Here is a 21484-nt window from a genome sequence, read left to right as displayed (position 1 = left end):
ACCACTGACCCGCGGGTCGGTCAAGGAAAGGTGACGAAACAGTCATGGCAGAGGGCGATGCTCTTTCCACCCATGTGTTCGGCGTGCAGCTCGGCGGCTACATGGTGGAGTCCATCCAGGAGATCAGCGGCCTGACCGTCGAGGAAGAGGTCGTCGAGGTACGACAGGTCACCTCGGAGGGCAAGCAGATCATCCGCAAGCAGCCGGGTGCCCGGCAGGCGGGTGAGATCACGATCACCCGGGGACTCGACAAGTCCAGCGAGTTCACGAAGTGGATCAAGGAGACCCTGAACAACGGTGCCGTCGACACCGCCCGGCAGAACCTGACCATCGAGATCAAGGACTCCAAGGGCGAGACGGTGCGCCGGATCCAGCTGATGCAGGGCTGGGCCTCCCGCTGGGAGGGTCCCTCGCTCAAGGCGGGTGAGTCCGCGGCGGCGACCGAGACGGTCACCATCGTGTTCGAGGAGATCGTCGTCGAATGAGGCGCCGTACGGTGACGGCGGGCAGCCTGGAGGAGATCCTCGACGCGACGGCGCCCGCCCCGGCCCCCGAGCAGCCGCAGGCCCCGGCGCCACCGTCCGGGCCCGCGGCCACGCGTGACCACGGGCTGCGCACCGAGTTCGAGTTCGAGCTGCCGCGCGGGTACGTGGACGAGTCGGGCACGCTGCACCGCAGCGGCTCCATGCGGCTCGCCACGGCCCGCGACGAGCTGCGCCCGCAGATCGATCTGCGGGTCAAGGAGAACCCCGCGTACCTCAGTGTGGTGCTGCTGAGCCAGGTGATCACCCGGCTCGGCACCATCACCGATGTGCACGCGGGCGTCGTGGAGCGGATGTACGCCACCGATGTCGCCTTCCTCCAGGACTTCTACCGCCGGGTCAACAGCGAGGGTCACACCCGCGCGGCGGTGACCTGTCCGCACTGCGAGGGCGGCTTCGAGGTCGACCTCTCGGGTGGGCGCCTGGGGGAATCGTGACGTACGCGCTTCCCCGGCTCCGGGAGGAAGTCGCGTACATCGCCTATCACTTCCACTGGCAGCGTGAGGAGATCCTCGATCTCACCCATGCGGAGCGCCGCCAGTGGGTGGGCGAGATCGCTCGTATCAACGCCCGTATGAACGAGGGTGGTTGAGGTCATGGTCTGGTGGGATGTCCGCCGCCGACGGGACCGGGCCGCCGACGACGCGTCGGCGGCCCCGTCGGGTCCGTCCGCGCCCGCTCCGTCGGCTCCCGGCCCGTCCGGCTCCCAGCCGACGCGGGCCGCTTCGTCCATGCCCGGAGACTGGGACGGCGGCTGGCGCCGGGTCGCGGCGCCCGCGCTGACCGTGGCGCGCGCGCCGCTCGGCGTCAGCGACGGTCTCGCCTTCCGCGACGGTCTGACCTCCTGGCAGAACCCCGTCTTCGACTCGGGCCTCGGCCATGGGCTGCTGCCCTCGGCCCCGATGGGCCTGGTGCACGGCGTGGCGCGCCCTCCCGTCCAGCGCTCGGAGTACGGCACCGGCGGGCCGCTGCTGCTGCGCTCGCTGCCGGAGTCCGGCGGTGAGGAAGCGGGGGACGGCGAGGCTGCCGGTTCCGCGTTGGCGCAGGTCCAGCGGGTGGTGCGGGCGGACGGGCGGGGCGCCGGAGCGGTACGGCGGCCAACCGGGCCGGCGCGCCCGCAGTCCCCCGCGTCCTCGCCGGGTGCGCAGCGCGCCGCGGCCGGCGATGCCGGTCGGGCGACCGGACCGGAGCTTCCGGTGGTACGGCGGGTCGCCGTGGTGCCGAATGCTCCGGCTGCCGGAACCGCGCCCAGGGGTGCGGGAGTTGAGCCGGGGGGCAGTGCGGGAGCCGTACGACCGCGACCGCTGGGCCCCTCGTTGACCGTGGCGCGCCGGGTGGCGCCCGGGCCGCTGCGGCGGGTCGCCGCGGTACGACCGGTGCCGGCCGCCGGTGTCGATGCGCGTGCCGGTGCCGCCGACGCGGGTACCCGTGCCGGTGCCGTTCAGCGCGCCGCCGCGCCCGGACGGGGCGCTGTGCGGGCCTCGTTGGGTGAGCCGATGGCGGAACTCCCCTCCACCGCGAGCCCGTTGGCCGTCGATGGGCCGTCCGCGACCGGTACGGCCGATGCGCGGTCGGCAAGTGGTCCGGTGCTGCCGGTTGTGCAGCGCCGGGCGGACGCCCCCGAGAGCGGGGCCGGGGAAGCCGCGACGGCGCCGCGTGCGGTCGCGGCCGACGGGCGGACGGACGCCAAAGCCGGGACCCCTGTCGTACAGCGCCGGGCGGACGGCTCCGAATCCGGTCCGGCCGGCGCTCCGGCGGCGTCCAGGCCACTGCTGCCCGAGGCGCGGCACCACGAGGACGCCGCTGCCGCCCAGGGCCCCGGGACGCCCCGCGCCGCCGAGGCCCGGCCGTCGGCCGACCCGGTGCTCCCGGTCGTACAGCGACAGGCGGAGGGTCCCGCCTCCCCCGGGAACGAGCCCGCGGTCACCGAGGCGGCCAAGCCCCCGCGCGCCGTCACGGCCGACGCTCCGGCGCCCTCGCGGCCGCTGCTGCCCGACGTTCAGCGTCTGGTGGACGCTCCCGGTTCCGCCGGGAACGCGCGAACGGCCCCGCCCGTTCCGGGGGCCACCGGTGCTCCCGGGGCTTCCCGCCCGGCCGACGCCGCACCCCCGGCAGGGCCCGCGCTGCCCGTCGTACAGCGCCTGACGGACGCCTCGGATGCCGCCGCGGCCGACGCCCGGCCGGGGTCCGGGCCGGAGCCGTCCGCCGTACAGCGCGAGGCGGACGCCTCCGGTGCCGCCCGGCCGACGGCCAAGCCGCTGCTCCCCGGAGTGCAGCGCCGGGAGGACGCTCCGGCTCCGGCCGGGAGCGAACTCCCCGCTACGGCGGACCCGGTGCTGCCCGTCGTACAGCGACCGGCGGAGACTCCCGGCACCGAGGTGCCCGCCAAGCCGCTTCTGTCGGCGGTGCAGCGTCGGACGGATGCTTCCGGCTCCGCCGAGAAGGACCGTCCCGCTGCGACTGCCCGGCCGGCCACCGCCGCCGATCCGGCGTCCGGGCCGGTGCTGCCCGTCGTGCAACGCCAGACGGACGCTTCCGCGCCGTCCAGCTCCACGGCCACCCCGGCATCCCCGACGACGCGACCCGGTACCCCGGCGTCCCCGACGGCGCGTCCCGAGACCACGGCCGCCCCGACGGCACGGTCCGGCGCCGGACCGGCCGCCGAGGGGCCCGCGCCCACGCGCCGTGCCGAGCGGACCGGCCCGTCCGGCGCACGTGCCCGTGGCGGTCTGGGCGCGCCCCTCTCCTCGCTGCCGCCGACCGCCACCCCGAGCGGGCCGGTCGGTGCCGGTGGCCGTCCCGCCCAGCCCTACGTCCAGCGCGTGGCGGCGAGGCAGGAGGCGCTGCGGGCTTCCATGGCGCCCCTCCTGGGGACGGCAGCCACCGAGGGACCCGGTGCGGTCGCCAACTCTCCCGCGACCGCGTCCACTTCGGCGGCCGCCGAGGGGCCCGCCCCGGCCACTCCCCTGGTGACCCGTGCCGTGGCACCGCCGGCGCCCCCGGCCACGGGCGCGCCCGGCGTCGTACAGCGCGCGGCGTCCACCGGCCCCGCCACACCCGGCCCCGCCACACCCGGACGGCGCACGCACGCCGCGAGCCCGGTCGTCGTGGCCCGTGCCCTCGCCGGGCCCCGGCGGACCATGAGCACCACCGCCCGCTCGCTCCTCTCCGCCCGCCCCCTCACCCTCAGCACCCGTACGCCGGAGGGCACACCGCGCCCGCCGCACGCCGACGGTCCCGCCGCTCCCGCCAAGCCCCCGGTCGTGGCGGCCTCCTGGCGCCGTGAGCCCGCTGCGGAGACGGCTCCGGAAACGGCCCGACCGGCCGCCCCCGGGGCTCCCCCCCTCCAGAGGGCCGTCTCGACTCGCGCCGGCCTTCCCGTCGTACGCCCGGACACCACCCCCGTCCAGCGGGCGGGTGCCGGTGCCGCCCTGCCCCTGACCGAGGCGCAGGCTCCCCCGCTCCAGGCGTCTCCCTCCCCGGCCTCGCTCACACCGCCGGGCGCCCTGCCCGTACCCGTGGTGCGCATGGCCCGGCCGGCGGAGCCGGCTCCCGTGGTTCCGGGCGGCGTTCAGGTCGGCGTCGTCCAGCGGGACGCGAAGGCGGCGGCTTCCGGCGGGTCCGCGCACAACCGTCCGCGGTCGGCCTCCGCCCCGGCGTCCTTCCCGGCGTCTGGCACGACGGCCGACAAGAAGGAGGCCGCGCCGCAGGACCCGGGTGTCGACGTCGAGGATCTGGCGCGGCGACTGCTGGACCCGTTGGCCCGGCTGCTGCGGGCCGACATGCGGCGGGGACGGGAACGCGCCGGACGCCCCTACGACGGACGGCGCTAGCGGACATGGAACGGATGGCCCACGGATGACGGACAACATCTTCGCGACGAGCGTGTTCTTCCGGCTCCAGATCGGCGGCAATGATCTGGGTGCCTTCCACACGTGCTCCGGCATGGGCGCGCAGGTGGAGATGGAGAGCTACGCGGAGGGCGGCAACAACGGTTTCACCTGGCAGCTGCCGGGCCGGGTCACCTGGTCCAACATCACGCTGACCAGGCCGGTCACCGCCGACACGATGAAGATCAGCCGCTGGCTCGACCAGACGCTGCGCCGCGTGGAGCCCAAGGACGGGGAGATCGTGGCGCTGAAACCGGATCTGTCGCGGATCATCAGCTGGCAGGTGCTCGGCATCGTGCCGGTGCGCTGGGAGGGCCCGTCGTTCGACCCGGCCAACTCGCAGGCGGCGCTGGAGACGCTGGAGATCGCCCACGAGGGCCTGCGTCCCTCCTGATCCGCCCGCCCCGGTACCCGCCCTGTCACCTCGATCCGTACGAAAGGAGTTCCCGGTATGTCCTCCGCCGCCCGCACCAGCCGTGCCCGGGCCCAGCTGACCCTGAAGGAACCCCCCTCGGCGGTCGGCGCGAAGCCCGGCGGGACCATCGCGCAGCTCAATCTCCAGTTCAACCCGTCCAGCCTTCAGCTGCGCAAGTCCACCACCTGGCGGCGCACCCCCTCCCGGATGGCGGGGCAGTCGGCGCTGCCGGAGTTCGTGGGCAGCGGGCCGCGGGAGCTGAGCCTCGATGTCTTCCTCGACGCGACGTCGACGCACGACGATTCGGTCGAGCAGGCGGTCGAGAAGCTGATGAAGGCGTGCGTGCCGACACCGGCGAGCCTCGCCCGCAAGAAACCGGCGAGCCCCTGGGTGCGGTTCGAGTGGGGCACCGCCCGCACCACCTCGTTCGACGGGGTGATGTCGGGGCTCTCGGTGACGTACACGCTGTTCGACGTGGACGGCAAGCCGCTGCGGGCGACCTGTTCGCTCTCGGTGGAGGAGGCGAGCGTCGACCCGGCGGGGCAGAACCCCACCTCGGGCGCGCGCACCGCCCGCAGCACGCACACGATCGTCGCCGGGGACAGCCTGGCGCTGCTGGCCTGGCGGGAGTACGGCGACGCGACGGCCTGGCGGGTGATCGCCGAGGCGAACGGGATCGACGACCCGATGGACCTGCCGCCCGGCACCGAACTGGTGGTGCCGGCGCTCGGGGACGCGGGCGGTGAGGAGGAGCGGTGACGACACCCGAGGCGCGGGGCGGCCGGTCGTTCGCGGCGGACCCCGTCGTGGAGGCGCCCGGTGAGCTGCCGCAGATCTGGGCGGCGCAGCTGGTGAGTTGTGCGGTGGACGAGAACGTGGGGCTGCCGGACACGGCGGTGCTCACCTATCGCGACCCCGACAACGAGTTCCTGAAGTCGACCGGCATCACGCTCGGCACCCCGCTGAAGGTGTCGGTGGTGACGGTCTCCGGGCAGGCCCGCGAGCAGTTGTTCAGCGGCGAGGTCACGGCGGTGGAGATCGACCGGGACGGCACCGGGTCGTTCACGGTGGTGCGTGCCTACTCCAAGGCGCACCGGTTGCAGCGCGGCCGGAAGGTGGTGGCGTACCGGAACATGACGGCCGCCGCCATCGTGCGCAAGGTGGCCGCGGGCGCGGGTCTGCCCGTGGGGAAGGTGGAGGCCGCGCCGGTCACCTACAAGCAGTTGTCGCAGGCCAACGTCTCCGACTGGGACTTTCTCCAGTACCTGGCGGGCGAGAGCGGTGCGCAGGTGCGGGTCGACGACAAGGGGGTGCTCCAGTTCACCCGGCCCGATCCGGCGTCGGGGGCGCCCGCGCCGTCGACCCCGGCCACGCAGAGCCCGATGGTGCTGGAGTACGGGCGCAATCTGCTGGCGCTGCGGGCCGCGCTGTCGGGCGCGGACGGCGCGTCGCAGGTGGAGGTGCGCGGCTGGGACGTCACCACGAAGACGCCGCTGGTGGCCCGGCAGCCGTCGGTGACCAGCAGGACGGTGCAGCCGGGGCTGTCCCCGTCGCTGGCGTCCGCGTTCGGGGCGAGCGCCAAGCTGACGGTGACCGACACCCCGTACCGTACGCAGGCCGAGACGACGGCGGCCGCGACGGCGATCTCCGCCCAAGTGGCCTCCGCCTTCGGTGAGTTGGAAGTGGTGGTGGAGGGCAGTCCGCGACTGCGGGCCGGGGTGCCGGTGGCGCTCGGCAATGTGGGGCCCGCGTTCTCGGGCCGGTACACGGCGACCGCCGTGCACCACAGCCTGGATCCGCACGGCGGCTACCGGACCACGGTGTGGGTCAGCGCCAGCCCGGACCGGTCCCTCGCGGGCCTGGCGACCGGCGCCAACGCGCCCGGCCGGGGCCCGCGCATCCCCGGCCTCGCGATCGGCGTGGTGACGGACGTACGGGAGCCGGGCGGCGCGCAGAGCGGCGGGGTGCGGCTCAAGTTCCCCTGGCTGGACGACACCTATGTGTCCGACTGGGTGCGCACGGTGCAGTGGGGCGGCAAGGGCGGCGGCGGGGTGGTCAGCCCCGAGGTCAACGACGAGGTGCTGGTCGGCTTCGAACAGGGCCTGCTGGACAGCCCGTACGTCATCGGCGGCCTGTACAACGGCGTGGACACCCCCTCCCGGCACGACGTCCCGTTGATCGACGGCACCAGCGGCAAGGTGAACCGCCGTTCCGTCGTGTCCCGTTCGGGGCACCGGGTGGAGCTGCTGGACCCGCGGTCGGGTCCCTCCGGGGTACGGCTGCGCACCGGGGACGAGCGCATGGAGGTGATGCTCGACGACCGCAACGACCGGATCACGCTGACCGTGTACGCGGCCGGCGGGCGGCGGGCGCTGACCTCGGTGCGGCTGGACGAGCACGGCATCACCCTGGACGCGGGCACCGGCAAGGTCAGTGTGAAGGGCGCCTCCGTGGACATCGACGGCACCAACTCGGTGAAGATGTCCGGCCGTTCGGCGACCGTCTCCGGGCAGACCGATCTCACGCTCGACGGCGGTCTGCTGGGGGTGCTGAGGGCCGACCTCGTCCGCATCAACTGAACCGCCAGCCCCACGACACTTCCCAGGAGGAGCTCCACATGCCCGGCGCAGCCCGTACCGGCGATTCCACCAGCCACGGCGGGGTGGTCGCCACCCCGCCGCCCGGCGCCGCCGCGACGGTGGCGCGGGTGCTGATCGGCGGCAAACCCGCCGCCGTGGTGGGCAGCCTGCACACCTGCCCCGTCCCCCCGCACGCGGCCCTCGGCCCCGGCAACGTGATCATGCCCAACCCGGCCTCGCTGACCTCGGGCCTGGTCCTGATCGGGGGGCTGCCGGCCGCGCGGGCGGGCGACAAGTCCACGTGCGGCGCCAACATCCTGCTCGGCGCGCTGAACGTGCAGATCGGGGGCCTGTGATGAGCGAGCGGTTCATCGGCCGGGGCTGGGCGTTCCCGCTGCGGGTCGGCCCGACCGGCGGTATCGCGCTGGTGGAGCGGGAGCGGGAGATCGAGGAGGCCATCCGGCTGGTCCTCGGCACCGCGCCCGGTGAGCGGCCGATGCGGCCCGAGTTCGGCTGCGGCATCCACGACTACGTCTTCGCGCCCGGCGACGGCGCCACCGCGGGCCGGATCGCCCAGCAGGTGCGCGAGGCACTGGAACGCTGGGAGCCGCGGATCGGCGTCGACGAGGTGGTCGTCGCCTTCGACGCCGTCGACGACGGCACCCTCTACATCGATGTGCGCTACACGATCCGTTCCACCAACGACCGGCGCAACCTGGTGTTTCCCTTCTACACGATCCCCTCCGAGGAGGGGACCGAGGAAGCGGTCGCGGACTGATGGCCCTGCCCTCCCCCAATCTGGACGACCGGCGCTTCCAGCAGCTCGTCGACGAGGCGAAGCGCTATGTGCAGCAGCGCGCCCCGGAGTGGACCGATCACAACGTCTCCGACCCGGGCGTCACCCTGATCGAGACGTTCGCGTACATCGTGGACCAGCTGCTGTACCGGCTGAACCGGGTACCGGACAAGAACTACACGGCGTTCCTGGACCTGTTGGGCATCCGGCTGTTCCCGCCGGCGGCGGCCGGGGCCGAGGTCGACTTCTGGCTGTCGGCGCCGCAGCAGGACGCGGTGACGCTGCCCGCGGGCACCGAGGTGACCACCGCGGACGGCGAGACCGAGGAGCCGGTGGTGTTCGCCACCAAGGACGAACTCCGTATCGTGCCGAGCGAGTTGACCCGGCTGGTGGCGGCGCCCCGGGGCGGTGAGCAGACCGACCGGACCCGGGAGCTCGCCGAGGGCCAGGACGTGCGCTGTTTCCAGGCGGCCCCGCAGCCGGGCGACGCGCTGCTGTTCGGGCTGCCCACGGCGGTGCCCCGGTGCATCGTGGCGGTGCGGCTGGACAGCCGGGTGGAGGGCGTCGGCGTGGACCCGCGCCAGCCGCCGCTGGTGTGGGAGGCGTGGGACGGCGGCCGCTGGCGGCTGTGCGAGACCGGCTCGGACACCACCGGCGGGCTCAACCGGCCCGGCGAGGTGATCGTGTACGTGCCCGGCGAGCACACCGCGTCCGTGATCGGCGGCACCCGGGCGGGCTGGCTGCGCTGCCGGGTCACCGACGCGGAGCCGGGCCAGCCGTTCTACTCGGAGTCCCCGACGGTGCGCGAGGCGTCGGTGTTCACGGTCGGCGGCACCACCCCGGTCGAGCACGCCGAGACCGTCACGGACGTCCCGCTCGGCACCTCGGAGGGGGTCGCGGGCCAGGCGTTCCGGCTCGGCCGCCCGCCCGTGCTGCTGGACGGCGGTCCGCCGGTGGTCGAGGTGTCCTCGGCGGACGGCTGGCAGCGCTGGGAGGTGGTCGAGCACTTCGGCCGCTCGGGCCCCGGCGACCGGCATGTCCGGGTGGACGCCACCACCGGCGAGTTCGGCTTCCCGCCGGCGCTGCGCGAACCGGACGGCACGCTGCGGCTGTGCGGCGCGGTGCCGGAGAAGGGCGCCCACATCCGGGTGTCCCGCTACCGCACCGGCGGCGGCCCGGCCGGCAATGTGGCCCGGGGTGCGATCTCGGTGCTGCGCAGCTCGGTGCCGTACATCGCGCGGGTCGTCAACCGGGAGGCGGCGCGCGGCGGCGTGGACGGGGAGACCCTCGCCAACGCCCGGCTGCGCGCCCCGGACGCGCTGCGCATGCAGGAGCGGGCGGTCACCGCCGAGGACCACGAGATCATCGCCCGGCAGGCGGCACCCTCGGTGCGCCGGGTGCGCTGCCTGCCCGTCACGGACGCCGGGGCCGGGGCGGGTGCGGTCCGGGTGCTCGTGGTGCCGGACGCGGTCGCCGACGAGGGCGACGACCGGCTCCGCTTCGAGCAGCTCATCCCCTCGGACCAGGTGCTGACCGCGATCACCGAGAGCCTGGACGAACGGCGCCTGATCGGCACCCGGCTGGTGGTCGAGCCGCCGGTCTACCAGGGCGTCACCGTGGTCGCCCGGCTCGCGACCGCGCCCGCCGACACCGACCGGGTGCGGGACGCGGCGCTCGCCGCCCTGTTCCGCTACCTCAACCCGCTGCGCGGCGGCCCGGACGGCACCGGGTGGCCGTTCGGCCGTCCGGTGCAGTACGGCGAGGTGTTCGGCGTGCTCCAACGGGCCACCGGCAACGCGCTGGTGGAGGAGATCCGGCTGTTCGCCGCCGACCCGATCACCGGGCGGCGCGGCGCGCCGGTGGACCGCATCGACGTCGGTCCGGGCGCCCTGGTCTTCTCCTACCAGCACCAGGTCGTCGTGCAGCCGATCGAACCGGAGATCCGTCCATGAGCCGTGCCGCCGTTCCCGGTCTGCCGAGCCGGCATCCGATCGGCGGGCTGCTGCCCGCGCTGTACGCCGAGGACGACTTCGCGCAGCGGTTCACGGCGGGCCTGGACACCGTCCTCGCCCCCGTGTTCTCCACCCTCGACAATCTGTCCGCCTACCTCGACCCCCGGGTCGCCCCGGCCGACTTCGTGGCCTGGCTGGCCTCGTGGGTGGGCGCCGCCGACGACCCGGACCGGCCGGAGGGGCTGCGCCGGGAGGCGGTGGTACGGGCGGTCGAGCTGCACCGCTGGCGCGGCACCCGGCGCGGTCTGGTGGAGCGGCTGCGGCTCACGCTCGGGGTGGAGGCGGAGGTCCTCGGCGACGGCGGCGCGGCCTGGTCCCGGACCGCGGACACCCCGCTGCCGCCGGCGCCGTCCGGCGAGGTGGTGGTCCGGGTGTGGCCGGGCCGGGAGCCGGTGGTCGACGCCGACCGGGCCCGCGAGATGGTCCGCGCCCACTGTCCCGTCCATGTCCCCTGCCGGGTCGAGATCCTGTCCGGACCGCCCGCCGACGAAGGGAGGTGACGCCATGCGCGCCTGTCCCGCGTGCGGGGCGTCCAACGGCCCCGACGACGACTTCTGCGGCAACTGCGGTGCGTATCTGGGGTGGTCCTCGGAACGGCCCGCGGCGGCGAGCCCGCGAACGCCGGTGGCGGACGACGCCCCTGCGGACGAGGGGAGTCCGGGCCCCTCGGCCGGGGAGTCCGGCTCGCGCGGGAACGACCGCGCGTCCGGGGGGAGTCCGGTTCCGGCCGCCGACCCCCGGCCCCGGACGGACGAGTCGCGTCCGGCCCGGCGCGCGGAGGAACGCCGTACGGCGCGTACCGGCACCGACGCCCGGCCCGTCCAGGCTCCGCCGGTACCGCGTACGGCCCCCACGGCGTCCGGCGAGTCCACCGCGCCCGGCGCTTCCTCCGCGCGCAGCACGCCCGCGGCGCCTCCGGCACCCCGTACGCCTCCGGAGCAGGCGGCACCCGCGGCACCCACTTTGCCGCGCACGCCCCCCGCGCCTTCGGCCCCTCCTGCCGCTGCTGTCTCTCCCGACTCTCCCGACTCTTCGGCGTCATCGGCCTCTCCTGACTCTTCGGCGTCATCGGCCTCCGCTGCCTCTTCGGCACCGTCGGCTCCGCCAGCACCATCGACACCACCGGCACCATCAGCACCGCCGACGCCACCGACCCCGCCGACCTCTTCGGAATCACGTACCTCGCCCGCGCCGTCGGCCTCTCCCTCACCACCGCCCACTCCCCCACGCCCCGCCTCACCCCCGCCCCGCACTCCCCCCGTGTCCCCGGCCCCTCGGGCGCCCCGCGCGCCCGAGCCGGCCGGGACGGAGGCCCGGGGGCCCGCGCCCGTGCTGCCCGGGAAGGCGGTCGCGCAGCGGCCCGTCGTGCGGCCGGTGGCGCGGCAGGAGGAGGTGGTCGGACCGCCGTGCCCCGCGTGCGGGACGCCGAATCCGCCGGGGCGCAAGTTCTGCCGCCGCTGTGCCACCCCGCTGAACCCGCAGGCGGCCGCCGCGCCGCTGCCGTGGTGGCGGACGATATGGCCGTTCCGGCGCCGGGTGCGGGCCGGGTCCGGGCGCTGGGTGCGGGTGCTGGTGATCCTGCTGGTGGTGATCGCGCTGTGCGTGGGCGGCTTCCTGCTGCTGCCCGCCGGGCGCGCCCTGTTCGAGGACACCCGGGACAAGCTCGGCGGCACCAAGCCCGTCACCCCGACCGGGGTCACCGCGAGCGGGGCCGTGCCCGGGCATCCGGCGTCGAACACCAAGGACGGCCTGAGCAACCGCTATTGGGGCGCGCCGGGGCCGGGTGCCTCGGTGACGTACACCTTCGGCAAGCCGTTCCGGATGGTGGATGTCATCATCACCAACGGCGCCTCGGACGAGCCGGAACAGTACGCGACCGAGGCCCGCGCCCTCGAAATGGACATGGAGGTGACGTCCTCGGACGGCACGGTCCACCACAAGTCCATCTCGCTCGACGACAAGGCGGGCCATCAGCCGGTGCAGACCGCGATCAGCGACGTGGTGCGGGTGCGCCTGGTGCTGCACTCGGTCACCGGACTGACGGCGGGCCGCCAAGTCGCCCTCGCCGAGGTGGAGTTCTTCCAGCGGACCTGAACTCCGCCCAAGGGTGGCGGAGTCCGGGGTCTCAGCCTGGCTGCGGTCCCGACCGCGGTCGCAGCCGGGCGGCCAGAGCGGCGACGTCGTCCTCGGTGTTTCGGGCGTCGAGCCGGGTGACAACGGTGTCGAGGATGCCGTCGAGACCCGGCGAGATCCCGAAGTCGATGGCGCCGAGCCGGGCCAGGGAGCGGTCGATGTCCTCGCCGCGCCGCTCGACCAGCCCGTCGGTGAACAGGATCAGGGTCTGCCCGGGCACCATCCGGAAGGTGGCCGGCTCATAGCCGCCGAGCCCGGTGCCGAGCGGCGGTCCGACCGGCACCGGCAGCGGGGCGGCCCGCCCGGCCGCGTCGATCACGAACGGCGGCAGGTGCCCGGCGCTGGCCAGCGTCACCAGGCCCCGGTTGGGGTCGATCTGTGCGAGCAGGCAGGTGGCGGGCCTGCGTTCGGCTTCGCCCGAGGCCATGTCGTCCAGCTGGCGCAGCACCCGGTGCGGGGGCAGGTCGGCGGAGGCGATGTAGCGCAGCGAGGAACGGTAGGCGGTCATGTCCACGGCGGCTTCCAGTCCGTGGCCCATGACGTCGCCGACGACCAGCAGGGTGCGGCCGAAGTGCAGGCGTACGGTCTCGCACCAGTCCCCGCCGACCAGCGCGCTGTGCCCGACGGGCAGATAGCGGATGGCGACGTCCAGGTTGGGGTGCGGACGGCCGGGCTCGGCCAGCAGGGCCCGCTGGAGCTTGCCGATGATGCCGCTGACCGCGTCGTGCTCGCGGGCGTGCCGGATGTGGGAGGCGGCGCGCTCGGTGAGGAAGCGCAGGAACTCCGCCTCGGGCGCCGCGTAGGACGCGCCGTCGCGGGCGCAGACCAGCACACCGTAGGGGCGGCCGCCGGTGGCCAGCGGCACGCAGAGCGCGGTGCGCTCGTCGCCGGGTACGGCGGCGACGGTCAGGTCCTCGTCCGGGTCGGCGGCGACCCGGGCGGCCGCGGCGACCCGCCGGGCCTCGGGCAGGGCGGCCGGGCTCCCGCCGACCGCCTCGTAGCCGACGCCCGCCTCGCGGCCCCAGCGCAGCACGGCCGCGGCGCCGCCCACCTGGGCGACGGCGGCGCGGGTCAGCTCCGCGCAGGTCGTGTCCTCGTCGAGGGTCGTGCCGATCGTGGCCGCCACCGCGCGCAGCTCGGCCGGGCCCGCGGGCACGGGGGCTGCCGGGGCGGGTGTGCCGGGGCCGGGTCCGACGGCGTCGACCGTCGACTGGCGAAACGGCTGAAACCAATCCACCACAGGACTCACCTTAAAGGGGGACGCCCCCACCGTCCCACCATGAGCACCTCAGCATCCGGCGGGCCCCGCCCCGGCCTGCCGGGCGGCGACCCGCTCCAGGACCGGGCGCCAGCTCTCCAGGGCCCGTACCCGCAGGCCGACGACCTTTCCGGCGTCGTCGGCACGGCGCAGCGCGACGGCCGCCGCGGCGTCCGGACCGGCCTCGAAGGCGGCCGCCTCCGCCGGGGTCATGGGGCCGCCCTGGCAGCCGAGGGTGCGGGCGCTCTCCGGGGACAGCGCGAGGCACGGGTCGGTGGCGGCGAGGTAGCGCTTGGCCGGAATGTGCAGGGCGACCAGGCGGGCGACGCGGGGTCCGAGCAGGCCCTCGACGGCGGTCGCGGCATGGCTGCCGTGTCCGGCCTCGTCGCCGGGCGCCAGGTGGTGGCCGATGTCGTGCACGAGTCCGGCCGCCTGCGCCTCCTCGTCGCCGGGGCGGCTCACCGCCAGCAGGGCGGCGACCTGGAGGCCGTGGTCGAGGATGTCCACCGGGTCGCCTGAGCGGTCCGGGGTGTCCCAGACGCCGGCGCACCCCGCCAGCAGGCCCATGAGCGCGTCGACGGAGGAGATCGGGCGGTGCGTCATGGGGACACGCTGCCTCGGTGGGGTGTACGGCGGGGTGTACGACGGGTGGCCGGGGGATGTCGGTCCGCCCCGGCCGGTGCGTTCGCACGCATCGTCCACGCGCGCACATGTCTTCGCCACGCAGGATGCTGGTGAGCGTGGAGCCCTGCGAGGAGGCCAGGAGGCACGGCCGGTGATCGCCGTCGACCCGTTGGACAGCGCCTCGGTGCTGGCCGCCTTCGGCGCGCTCGGGGTGCTGGTGGTGATCTTCGCGGAGTCGGGGCTGCTGGTCTTCGGCTTCTTCCTGCCCGGGGACACGTTGCTGTTCCCGGCCGGTGTGCTGTGCGCGGGCACCGCCGGGCAGCCGCCGCGGCTCCAGCTGTGGCAGGTGCTGCTGTGCGCGGCGATCGGCGCGGTGGCGGGGGGCCAGGTCGGTTATCTGATCGGGCGGCACGGCGGCCGGGCGCTGCTCGCGCGCACCTCCAGCCGCCGGGTGAAGGGCGCGGCGGCCCGCGCCGAGGGCCTGCTGGCCCGGTACGGCTACGGGAAGGCGCTGGTGATCGGGCGGTTCGTGCCGCTGCTGCGCACGGTGCTGCATCCGGTGGCGGGGGCGCTCGGGGTGCCCGCCCGGCCGTTCACCCTCTGGCAGACCGTGGGCGGCGTGCTCTGGTCGCAGGCCCTGGTCCTGGCGGGCTTCACCCTCGGGGCCTCCGTCCCGAAGGTGGACGACTACCTGTTGCTGCTGGTCGCGGTGGTGATCGTCCTGTCCATGCTGCCGCTGCTGGTCGAGGCCCACAGGACACGGCGGGAACGACGCGCCGAGCCCGGACGGCGGGCCCTGCCGGAGCAGGGAGCCGAGCCGGAGCGGCACACCGGAGCGGGACACCGCCACGAGCCCGGACGGCAGGCCCCGTCGGAGCAGCGCGCCGAACCGGAGCGGCACACCGAGGCGGGACACCGCCACGAGCCCGAGCGGCAGGCCCCGTCGGAGCAGCGCGCCGAACCGGAGCGGCACACCGAGGCGGGACACCGCCACGAGCCCGGACGGCAGGCCCCGTCGGAGCAGCACGCCGAACCGGAGCGGCACACCGGAGCGGGACACCGCCACGAGCCCGGACGGCAGGCCCCGTCGGAGCAGCGCGCCGAACCGGAGCGGCACACCGGAGCGGGACACCGCCACGAGCCCGAGCGGCAGGACCTGTCGGAACGGCAGACCCTGCCGAAGCGACCCGCCGAGCCGGAGCAACGCGGCCGGCCGGAGCAGCCCGACCGGTGAGGCGACGCCCCCGCGCATCCCGGCGACCCCGAAGCCGCCGAAGCCCCCCGGAACCCCCGAAGCTCGGCACCCCCGCAGCCCCCCGCCCTCCTCCAGCCCGCCCTCCTTCCCCCTACGGGCGGGGCCCTCCTACACCCCCGCCCCCCGATGCCTCACCCGCCCCGCCACCACCGTGAGCACCACCGGCACCTGCGCGAGCTCGGTGTCGGCCACCGCGAGCGGGTCCTGCGCGAGCACCGTGAGGTCGGCGCGGTACCCGGCGGCGAGCCGCCCCGCCTGCTCCTCCTCCCCCGCGGCCCAGGCGGCGTTCACGGTCATCGCCCGCAGCGCCTGGAGCCCGGTGAGGGCCTGCTCGGGGCCGTGCGGCGGCAGGGAGAGGTCGGCGGGGCGGCGGTGCCGGGCCCCGGCCATGACCTGGAGCGGCGGGTACGGCGCGATGGGCCAGTCGGAGCCGAGCACCACCCTCGCCCCGGCCGCCCACAGATCACGGCAGCGGAAGGCGCGCGCCGCCCGCTCCTCGCCGAGCCGCCGCGACCAGTTGTCGGTGTGGTCGGCGCGGGTGAACTCGCAGCAGTGCGTGGGCTGCATGGACGCGGCGACCCCGAGCGGCGCGAACCGCCGTACGGTGTCGTCCGGCACGGTCTCGATGTGCTCGACGCGGTGCCGGACACCGCCCGGGTGCCCGGCCGCCGCCCGCTCCACGGAGTCCAGCACATGCCGTACGGCCGCGTCCCCGATGGCGTGCGTGGCCGTGGGCACCCCGGCGCGGTGCAGGGCGGCGATCACCTTGGTGTAGCGCTCCGGCTCGGGCCAGAAGGCGCGGGCGGACTCGCCGTGCCGGTCGGGGTCCTCCAGCCAGGCGGTGCCGTTGTCGATGGTGCCGTCCATGAACAGCTTCACGCCCGCCACCCGCCACAGCGCGCCGCCGGTGCCCTGGAGCCGGATCAGTGCGGCGACGGCGTCGTCGTCGGCCTCCGGGCGGCACCAGGGGTGCACCCGCAGCCGCAGGGGCAGCGCGTCCTCGGCCTCCAGGGCGGAGTAGACGTCGAGGCCGGTGCCGTCCATGGCGTGGCCGCCGGTGAGACCGGCCGCGGCCATGGCGCCCAGCACCTCGGCGGTCCGCGCCCGGATCTGGGCCCCGGTCGGCCTCGGCGCGGCGGATTCGGCCAGCTCGCAGGCGGCGTCCTCCAGGAGCAGTCCGGTGGGCCGGCCCTCGGCGTCGCACACGATCTCCGAGCCCTGTGCGAAGGGGCGCGGCCCGTCGATGCCCGCCAGGTGCAGGGCGCGTTCGCTGGCGAGCAGCGAGTGGCCGTCGAACAGGTCGAGGAGGGCGGGTACGCCGTCGAGGACGGGGGCGAGGGCCGCGTGCCCGACCGGGGCGGTACCGAAGGCGTTGGGGTCCAGGCCCCAGCCGCGCAGCCAGCCGCCCGGCGGCAGCTCCCGCGCGGCCCCGGCGAGCGCCTCGCGTACGGCGGCCAGGTCGCGGCAGCCGGAGAGGTCGACGCCCATGGTGCGCTCGGCCCCGGAGACCGGGTGCAGATGCCCGTCGGTCAGGCCCGGTACGACCACCGCGCCGCGCAGGTCCAGCACGGTGCTGCGGGGCCCGGCGAGCGCGCGGGCCTCCCGGTCGTCGCCGAGCAGCACGATGCGCCCGTCCCGCGCGGCGAGCGCGGTGTGCGGCAGGAGGCCGCCGGTGGCCGGGTCGAGCAGCCGGGCGGAGAGCAGGACGAGGTCGGCGGGCACGGGGGCTCCTTCGGGCTTGGCGCTTCGGGGACGGGGTGGACGGGACGGCGCGCGGAGCCTCAGCCGGCGCTCGCGGTGCGCTCCAACGCGCCTTCGGCCAGGCCGAGTTCACGCTCCGCCGTGCGGTACGTCATCCGGTGCACCGCGGCCGGGAGTTCCGGGCCGGCGGCGCCGGCGGTGTTGACGTCGACGCTGAGCCCGTCGAGGACGACGAGGAGCCGGAGCGCGACCGCGAGCGGCTCGCCGGTACGGAACTCACCGGCGGTCACACCGTCCTGGATCAGCCCCTCGAGACGGCCGCGCCAGTCGGCCTCCTGGAGGACGACGCGGTCGCGCAGCGGGGGCCGGTAGCGGCTGAGGTGGCGGGCGTTGAGCCAGAGCCGGCTGATCGCGTCGTACGCCTCTCCCGAGGTGTGGTCGAGGAAGCGGGCCAGCCGCTCGACGGGGCGGTCCTCGTGGGGCCCGGCGGGCAGCAGGCGGTCCAGTTCCCCGGTGGCCGCGCTGCCGAACGCCTCCGCCACCAGTTCCTCGGCCGAGGGGAAGTAGTGGCTGATCAGCCCCGGCCGCACCGCCAGCTCCTCGGCGATCCGGCGCAGGGTGATGCATTCGAGGCCCTCGGCCAGGGCGATCGCGGCGGCCGTGTCCACGATCTCGGCCCGCCGGGCCGCCGGGTCCTTGCGGATTCGTTTGCGCTGAACGCTTGACGACATGACGACGATGCTATTGAGTGACCGACCAATAAGCAACTGGTCGCCCGCCCAATAAGCGACCGGCCTCCCTTTCCGCCGCTTACGGAGGGCCCCATGGCGTCCACGCTCCCCGACCCGAGTCCCGACGCGCGGACCATGTCCGCCGAGGAGAGTGCCCCCGTGTCCCGGGCCTCCGGCGGTGTGGAGTCGCACGGCATCGACCACATACCGGACTCCGAACGCCGGGGCCGGCCACGGGAGTTGTTCTCGGTCTGGGCCGCCGCCAATGTCAACTACCTGAGCCTGGTGGTGGGCGGGGCGCTGGTGCTGACGGGCCTGAGCCTGTGGCAGGCGCTCGCGGTGGTCGTCGTGGGCAATCTGTTCTGGCTGCTCACCGGGCTGCTCGCGGTGCCCGGTCCGGCGGCGGGCGCGCCGAGCGAGGTCATCACGCGGACGCTGTACGGGGTGCGCGGCAACCGGGTCAACAACGCGGTGACCGGCTGGCTGATCTCCGTCTGCTACTTCGCGCTCAACCTGGCCGCCGCGGCCACCGCCGCCTTCTCCCTGGTGGGCGACACCGGACTGCCGGTGAACACGGCGGTGAAGGCGCTCGTGGTGGTGCTCATCGCCGCGCTCACCCTCGCCATCAGCGTCTGGGGCCATGCCGCGATCGTCCGTCTCTATCTGCCGATCACCCTCGTGCTGGCGGCGGTGTTCGCGGTCCTCGCGGTCGTGGTGCTGCGGCACACGGACTTCGGGTACGTCCCGGCGCGCCCGCTGACCGGCACCGCGCTGTGGGCGACCGTCCTCGCCGGTACCGCCCTGATCGCCTCGGGTCCCCTGTCGTACACCACCAGCGCCGACTTCTCCCGGTATCTGCCGCGCGCCACCCCGGCACGGGCGGTGGCCGGCTGGACGGCGTTCGGCGGGTTCCTGCCGAGCGTGCTGGTGTGCGGGCTCGGCGCGTGCGCCGCGACGGCCGTCGACATGAACGACCCGGAGTCCTCCCTCCAGCCGCTGCTGCCCGCCTGGTTCCGGCCCCTCTTCCTGCTCGCGCTGGTCCTCGGCACCATCGCCCTGAACGCGCTGACCGCCTACAGCGCCGGTCTCGCCCTCCAGGCCGTCGGACTGCGCATCCGCCGCCAGGTCAGCGTCCTGGTCGACGGCACGGTGTCCGTCTCGCTCACCCTGTACGCGCTGCTCGTCTCCAACTTCCTGGACACGGTGGGCGATGTGCTCCAGCTGACCGTGGTGCTGCTCGGCCCGAGCACCGCCGTGTACGCCGTCGACATCGTGCTGCGCCGCAACCGGTACGACGGCCCCGCGCTCGCCGACGAGACCCCGGCGGGCCCCTTCTGGTTCACCGCGGGCGTCAACTGGCGTGGCGCGCTGGCCCTGTGCCTGGGCGTGGCCGCCTCCGCGCTGGGCGTCGACACGGTCTACACCGGCCCGCTGGCCGCCGCCCTCGGCGGGGTGGACGTCGCCCTCCCGGCGGGCCTCGTGGTGTCGGCCGTCGCCTACGCGCTGCTGGCGGGCCCGGACGCGCGCTCTGGACGGCGCCCGGAGCATCCGTGAGACTGGCCGGGACGGACGCCCCGGCTGCCAGGACGGTGCCATGGAAGAGGAAGTCCCGCGCGTGCAACTCACCGAGCGCGCCCAGGAACTGGTGCGCAGGCTGCGCGCCGAGCACGGACCGCTGATGTTCCATCAGTCCGGCGGCTGCTGCGACGGCAGCGCGCCCATGTGCTACCCGGACGGCGAGTTCCGCACCGGCGGCTCGGACGTGCTGCTCGCCGAGCTGGAGGTGTCGGGCGTGGCGGAGCCGGTCACCTTCTGGATGTCGCGCAGCCAGTACGAGGCGTGGAGCCATACCCGGCTCATCGTGGACGTCGTCCCGGGCCGCGGCAGCGGTTTCTCCCTGGAGGCACCCGAGGGGGTGCGTTTTCTCACCCGTTCTCGCGTAGTCGGCGCCTAGTCCGCCCGCCGACCGCCCCACTCTGGTGCACTGCCCCTGGACACAGGGACAGTTGACGAGACATCAGGGGGCACGGTGACCAGACGTCGCGGGCGTTCGGCAGCGGGCAGAGCGGTTCTCACGGTTGTCACGGCATTCGGGGTACTGGCCGGCGCGGCCCTCGCGGGGGCGGCGCCGGCCGGTGCCGCCCCGGCGGGCACCGCCCTCGCGCCGGGCGTCGCCTACCGGCAGTTCGACCTCCCCGCGGCCGCGGGGACCACGCACGCCCATCTGCTCACGGTCGACCTCGGCAATCCCCGGGTGCGCGTCGATCTGCTGCACCCGGGCGCGGTCGCCGAGCGCGCCACGGTCTCGCACATGGCGAACGCCGCCCGGGCGCTCGCGGGCGTCAACGGGGACTTCTTCGACATCACCGAGACCCAGCACCCGGGGGTGGACCCGACCGGGGCGAGCGTCGGCCCGGCCGTGGCGCACGGCCGGGTGCTGAAGGCCGCGGTGCCGGACGGCCAGCGGTTCGGGCCCGCGCTGCCGCCCGGCACGGACACCGAGGACGTCCTCGGCGTGGGCACCGACCACCGGGCCCGGTTGGACCGCCTCGCCCTGACCGGCTCGGTGACCACCCCGGCGGGCAGGCTGCCGCTGGAGGGCCTCAACCAGTACGCGCTGCCGGAGAATTCGGTCGGCGCCTACACCTCCGGGTGGGGCGGTGCCTCGCGCGCCCGCGCGGTCTGCGGCACCGACACGAACCGGGGGGCGGGGTGCGGTGCGCAGGCGTACGAGGTGACGGTGCGCCGCGGCCGGGTGGCCGCCGTCGCCGGCGCCCCGGGCAGCGGCACGATCCCGGCGGGCACCACGGTCCTGCTGGGGCGTGAGGCGGGCGCCCGGGAGCTGCGGGAACTCGCCGTCGGGGACAGGGTGTCCGTGACCCACCGGCTGGTCGCGAGCGCCTCCAGGGTCCCCTACGCGTTCGCGCTCGGCGGCTTCCCGGTGCTGCGCGGCGGCGAGCCGCTCGCCGGGCTGGACGACACCACCTCGGCGGTGCGCACCGCCGTGGGCTTCACCGCCGGCGGACGACGGCTGCTGATCCTGGCCCTGGACGGTGCCGTCGCCTACCGGTCCGGCCTCACGGTCGCAGAAGAGGCCACCGCCATGCGGTCGTTGGGTGCCACCGACGCGTTCAACCTGGACGGCGGCGGCTCCACGGAGATGGTCACCCGGGCCGCCGGGGCTCCCGCCGTGACGGTCCGCAACCATCCGAGCGGGGGCGCCGAGCGGCCCGTGGCGAACGGGGTCGGCGTCTTCGCCACGGGCTGACCGGCTCAGGGCCGCAGGCTGCTCACCAGGGCGGCCGTCGCGTCGAGCCCGTTGTGGATGGTCGGCGCCATGCTCGAACACGCCAGATAGAAGCCGAGCATCATGCAGACCAAGGCGTGGGAGACCTTCAGCGAACCGTTGCGCATGAAGATCACGGCCAGGATCAGGAGCAGCAGCACCACAGAGATGGAAATCGCCATCGGGAACCTCCTCCGCCACGCCCAGGATCGGCGTTCGGCCGCAAGTGTGGCGTAGCGGAGGGTTTCGCCGGGCAGCTGAC

Annotated in this window: 20 protein-coding genes and 1 pseudogene; 16 read left to right on the top strand and 5 right to left on the bottom strand. The window is 75.1% G+C overall.

Going from position 1 to position 21484, the window contains the following annotated elements; all coding sequences use genetic code 11:
- The first annotated feature begins 44 nt into the window (after positions 1 to 44).
- From GHR20_RS30850 to GHR20_RS37785, 12 genes are all read left to right on the top strand, one after another.
- Positions 45 to 485, top strand: a complete 441-nt coding sequence (locus GHR20_RS30850; RefSeq protein WP_037662774.1) for a phage tail protein — start codon at positions 45 to 47, stop codon at positions 483 to 485.
- Positions 482 to 979: a zinc-ribbon domain-containing protein gene (locus GHR20_RS30845; RefSeq protein WP_111585469.1), complete on the top strand. Its 498-nt coding sequence runs from the start codon at positions 482 to 484 to the stop codon at positions 977 to 979. The genes GHR20_RS30850 and GHR20_RS30845 overlap by 4 nt, the downstream gene beginning before the upstream one ends.
- The gene (locus GHR20_RS36945) at positions 976 to 1134 is read left to right on the top strand and encodes a DUF6760 family protein (RefSeq protein WP_164932503.1); all 159 of its coding nucleotides are present in this window, start codon (positions 976 to 978) and stop codon (positions 1132 to 1134) included. Before GHR20_RS30845 ends, GHR20_RS36945 begins: the two co-directional genes overlap by 4 nt.
- Positions 1135 to 1273: 139 nt before the next feature.
- Positions 1274 to 4375 (top strand): hypothetical protein, encoded by a 3102-nt coding sequence (locus tag GHR20_RS30840; RefSeq protein WP_153815007.1) that lies wholly within the window; start codon positions 1274 to 1276, stop codon positions 4373 to 4375.
- 25 nt (positions 4376 to 4400) lie between these two features.
- Positions 4401 to 4826 (top strand): phage tail protein, encoded by a 426-nt coding sequence (locus GHR20_RS30835; protein WP_037662782.1) that lies wholly within the window; start codon positions 4401 to 4403, stop codon positions 4824 to 4826.
- A 57-nt stretch (positions 4827 to 4883) separates the two neighbouring features.
- Positions 4884 to 5606, top strand: coding sequence for a LysM peptidoglycan-binding domain-containing protein (locus tag GHR20_RS30830; RefSeq protein WP_111585467.1), 723 nt, complete (start codon positions 4884 to 4886; stop codon positions 5604 to 5606).
- Complete coding sequence (locus GHR20_RS30825) at positions 5603 to 7426, top strand: VgrG-related protein (protein ID WP_148026806.1); 1824 nt, start codon at positions 5603 to 5605, stop codon at positions 7424 to 7426. The genes GHR20_RS30830 and GHR20_RS30825 overlap by 4 nt, the downstream gene beginning before the upstream one ends.
- Before the next feature lie 38 nt (positions 7427 to 7464).
- On the top strand, positions 7465 to 7782 hold the full coding sequence (locus GHR20_RS30820) for a PAAR domain-containing protein (protein WP_111585465.1): 318 nt from the start codon (positions 7465 to 7467) through the stop codon (positions 7780 to 7782).
- Positions 7782 to 8204: a GPW/gp25 family protein gene (locus GHR20_RS30815; RefSeq protein ID WP_111585464.1), complete on the top strand. Its 423-nt coding sequence runs from the start codon at positions 7782 to 7784 to the stop codon at positions 8202 to 8204. Before GHR20_RS30820 ends, GHR20_RS30815 begins: the two co-directional genes overlap by 1 nt.
- Entirely contained in the window at positions 8204 to 10174 is a 1971-nt protein-coding gene (locus GHR20_RS30810; RefSeq protein ID WP_153815006.1) for a putative baseplate assembly protein, read from the top strand. Before GHR20_RS30815 ends, GHR20_RS30810 begins: the two co-directional genes overlap by 1 nt.
- A complete protein-coding gene (locus GHR20_RS30805) occupies positions 10171 to 10734 on the top strand; it encodes a phage tail protein (protein WP_153815005.1) in 564 nt (187 codons plus the stop codon). Before GHR20_RS30810 ends, GHR20_RS30805 begins: the two co-directional genes overlap by 4 nt.
- 760 nt (positions 10735 to 11494) lie before the next feature.
- Positions 11495 to 12328, top strand: a complete 834-nt coding sequence (locus GHR20_RS37785) for a zinc ribbon domain-containing protein (RefSeq protein ID WP_241670921.1) — start codon at positions 11495 to 11497, stop codon at positions 12326 to 12328.
- Positions 12329 to 12359: 31 nt separating this feature from the next.
- On the opposite strand, the gene GHR20_RS30795 is transcribed toward GHR20_RS37785, so the two are convergent.
- Positions 12360 to 13604 (bottom strand): GAF domain-containing SpoIIE family protein phosphatase, encoded by a 1245-nt coding sequence (locus tag GHR20_RS30795; RefSeq protein WP_194859028.1) that lies wholly within the window; start codon positions 13602 to 13604, stop codon positions 12360 to 12362.
- A gap of 51 nt (positions 13605 to 13655) precedes the next feature.
- A complete protein-coding gene (locus GHR20_RS30790; protein WP_111585460.1) occupies positions 13656 to 14228 on the bottom strand; it encodes an HD domain-containing protein in 573 nt (190 codons plus the stop codon).
- A gap of 172 nt (positions 14229 to 14400) precedes the next feature.
- On the opposite strand from GHR20_RS30790, the pseudogene GHR20_RS30785 reads away from it, so the two are divergent.
- Positions 14401 to 15021: pseudogene (locus GHR20_RS30785) on the top strand (DedA family protein); the annotation flags it as partial.
- Positions 15022 to 15612: 591 nt separating this feature from the next.
- Here GHR20_RS30785 and GHR20_RS30780 read toward each other — a convergent pair.
- A complete protein-coding gene (locus GHR20_RS30780; protein WP_153815002.1) occupies positions 15613 to 17226 on the bottom strand; it encodes an amidohydrolase in 1614 nt (537 codons plus the stop codon).
- 59 nt (positions 17227 to 17285) lie between these two features.
- Entirely contained in the window at positions 17286 to 17936 is a 651-nt protein-coding gene (locus GHR20_RS30775; protein ID WP_153815001.1) for a TetR family transcriptional regulator C-terminal domain-containing protein, read from the bottom strand.
- Positions 17937 to 18029: 93 nt separating this feature from the next.
- On the opposite strand from GHR20_RS30775, the gene GHR20_RS30770 reads away from it, so the two are divergent.
- The 3 genes from GHR20_RS30770 (at position 18030) to GHR20_RS30760 (ending at position 21204) form a co-directional block, all read left to right on the top strand.
- Positions 18030 to 19490 carry a cytosine permease gene (locus tag GHR20_RS30770; protein WP_153815000.1) on the top strand — a complete coding sequence of 487 codons (1461 nt, stop codon included), beginning with the start codon at positions 18030 to 18032 and terminating at the stop codon, positions 19488 to 19490.
- A 40-nt stretch (positions 19491 to 19530) separates the two neighbouring features.
- Complete coding sequence (locus GHR20_RS30765; protein WP_111585456.1) at positions 19531 to 19890, top strand: DUF779 domain-containing protein; 360 nt, start codon at positions 19531 to 19533, stop codon at positions 19888 to 19890.
- 75 nt (positions 19891 to 19965) lie between these two features.
- Positions 19966 to 21204, top strand: a complete 1239-nt coding sequence (locus tag GHR20_RS30760) for a phosphodiester glycosidase family protein (RefSeq protein WP_153814999.1) — start codon at positions 19966 to 19968, stop codon at positions 21202 to 21204.
- Positions 21205 to 21209: 5 nt separating this feature from the next.
- On the opposite strand, the gene GHR20_RS30755 is transcribed toward GHR20_RS30760, so the two are convergent.
- Positions 21210 to 21404 carry a hypothetical protein gene (locus GHR20_RS30755; RefSeq protein WP_111585455.1) on the bottom strand — a complete coding sequence of 65 codons (195 nt, stop codon included), beginning with the start codon at positions 21402 to 21404 and terminating at the stop codon, positions 21210 to 21212.
- Positions 21405 to 21484: the final 80 nt, after the last annotated feature.

Source organism: Streptomyces sp. SUK 48 (assembly GCF_009650765.1).
Classification (GTDB): domain Bacteria; phylum Actinomycetota; class Actinomycetes; order Streptomycetales; family Streptomycetaceae; genus Streptomyces.
This window is presented reverse-complemented; position numbering and strand designations above follow the sequence as displayed.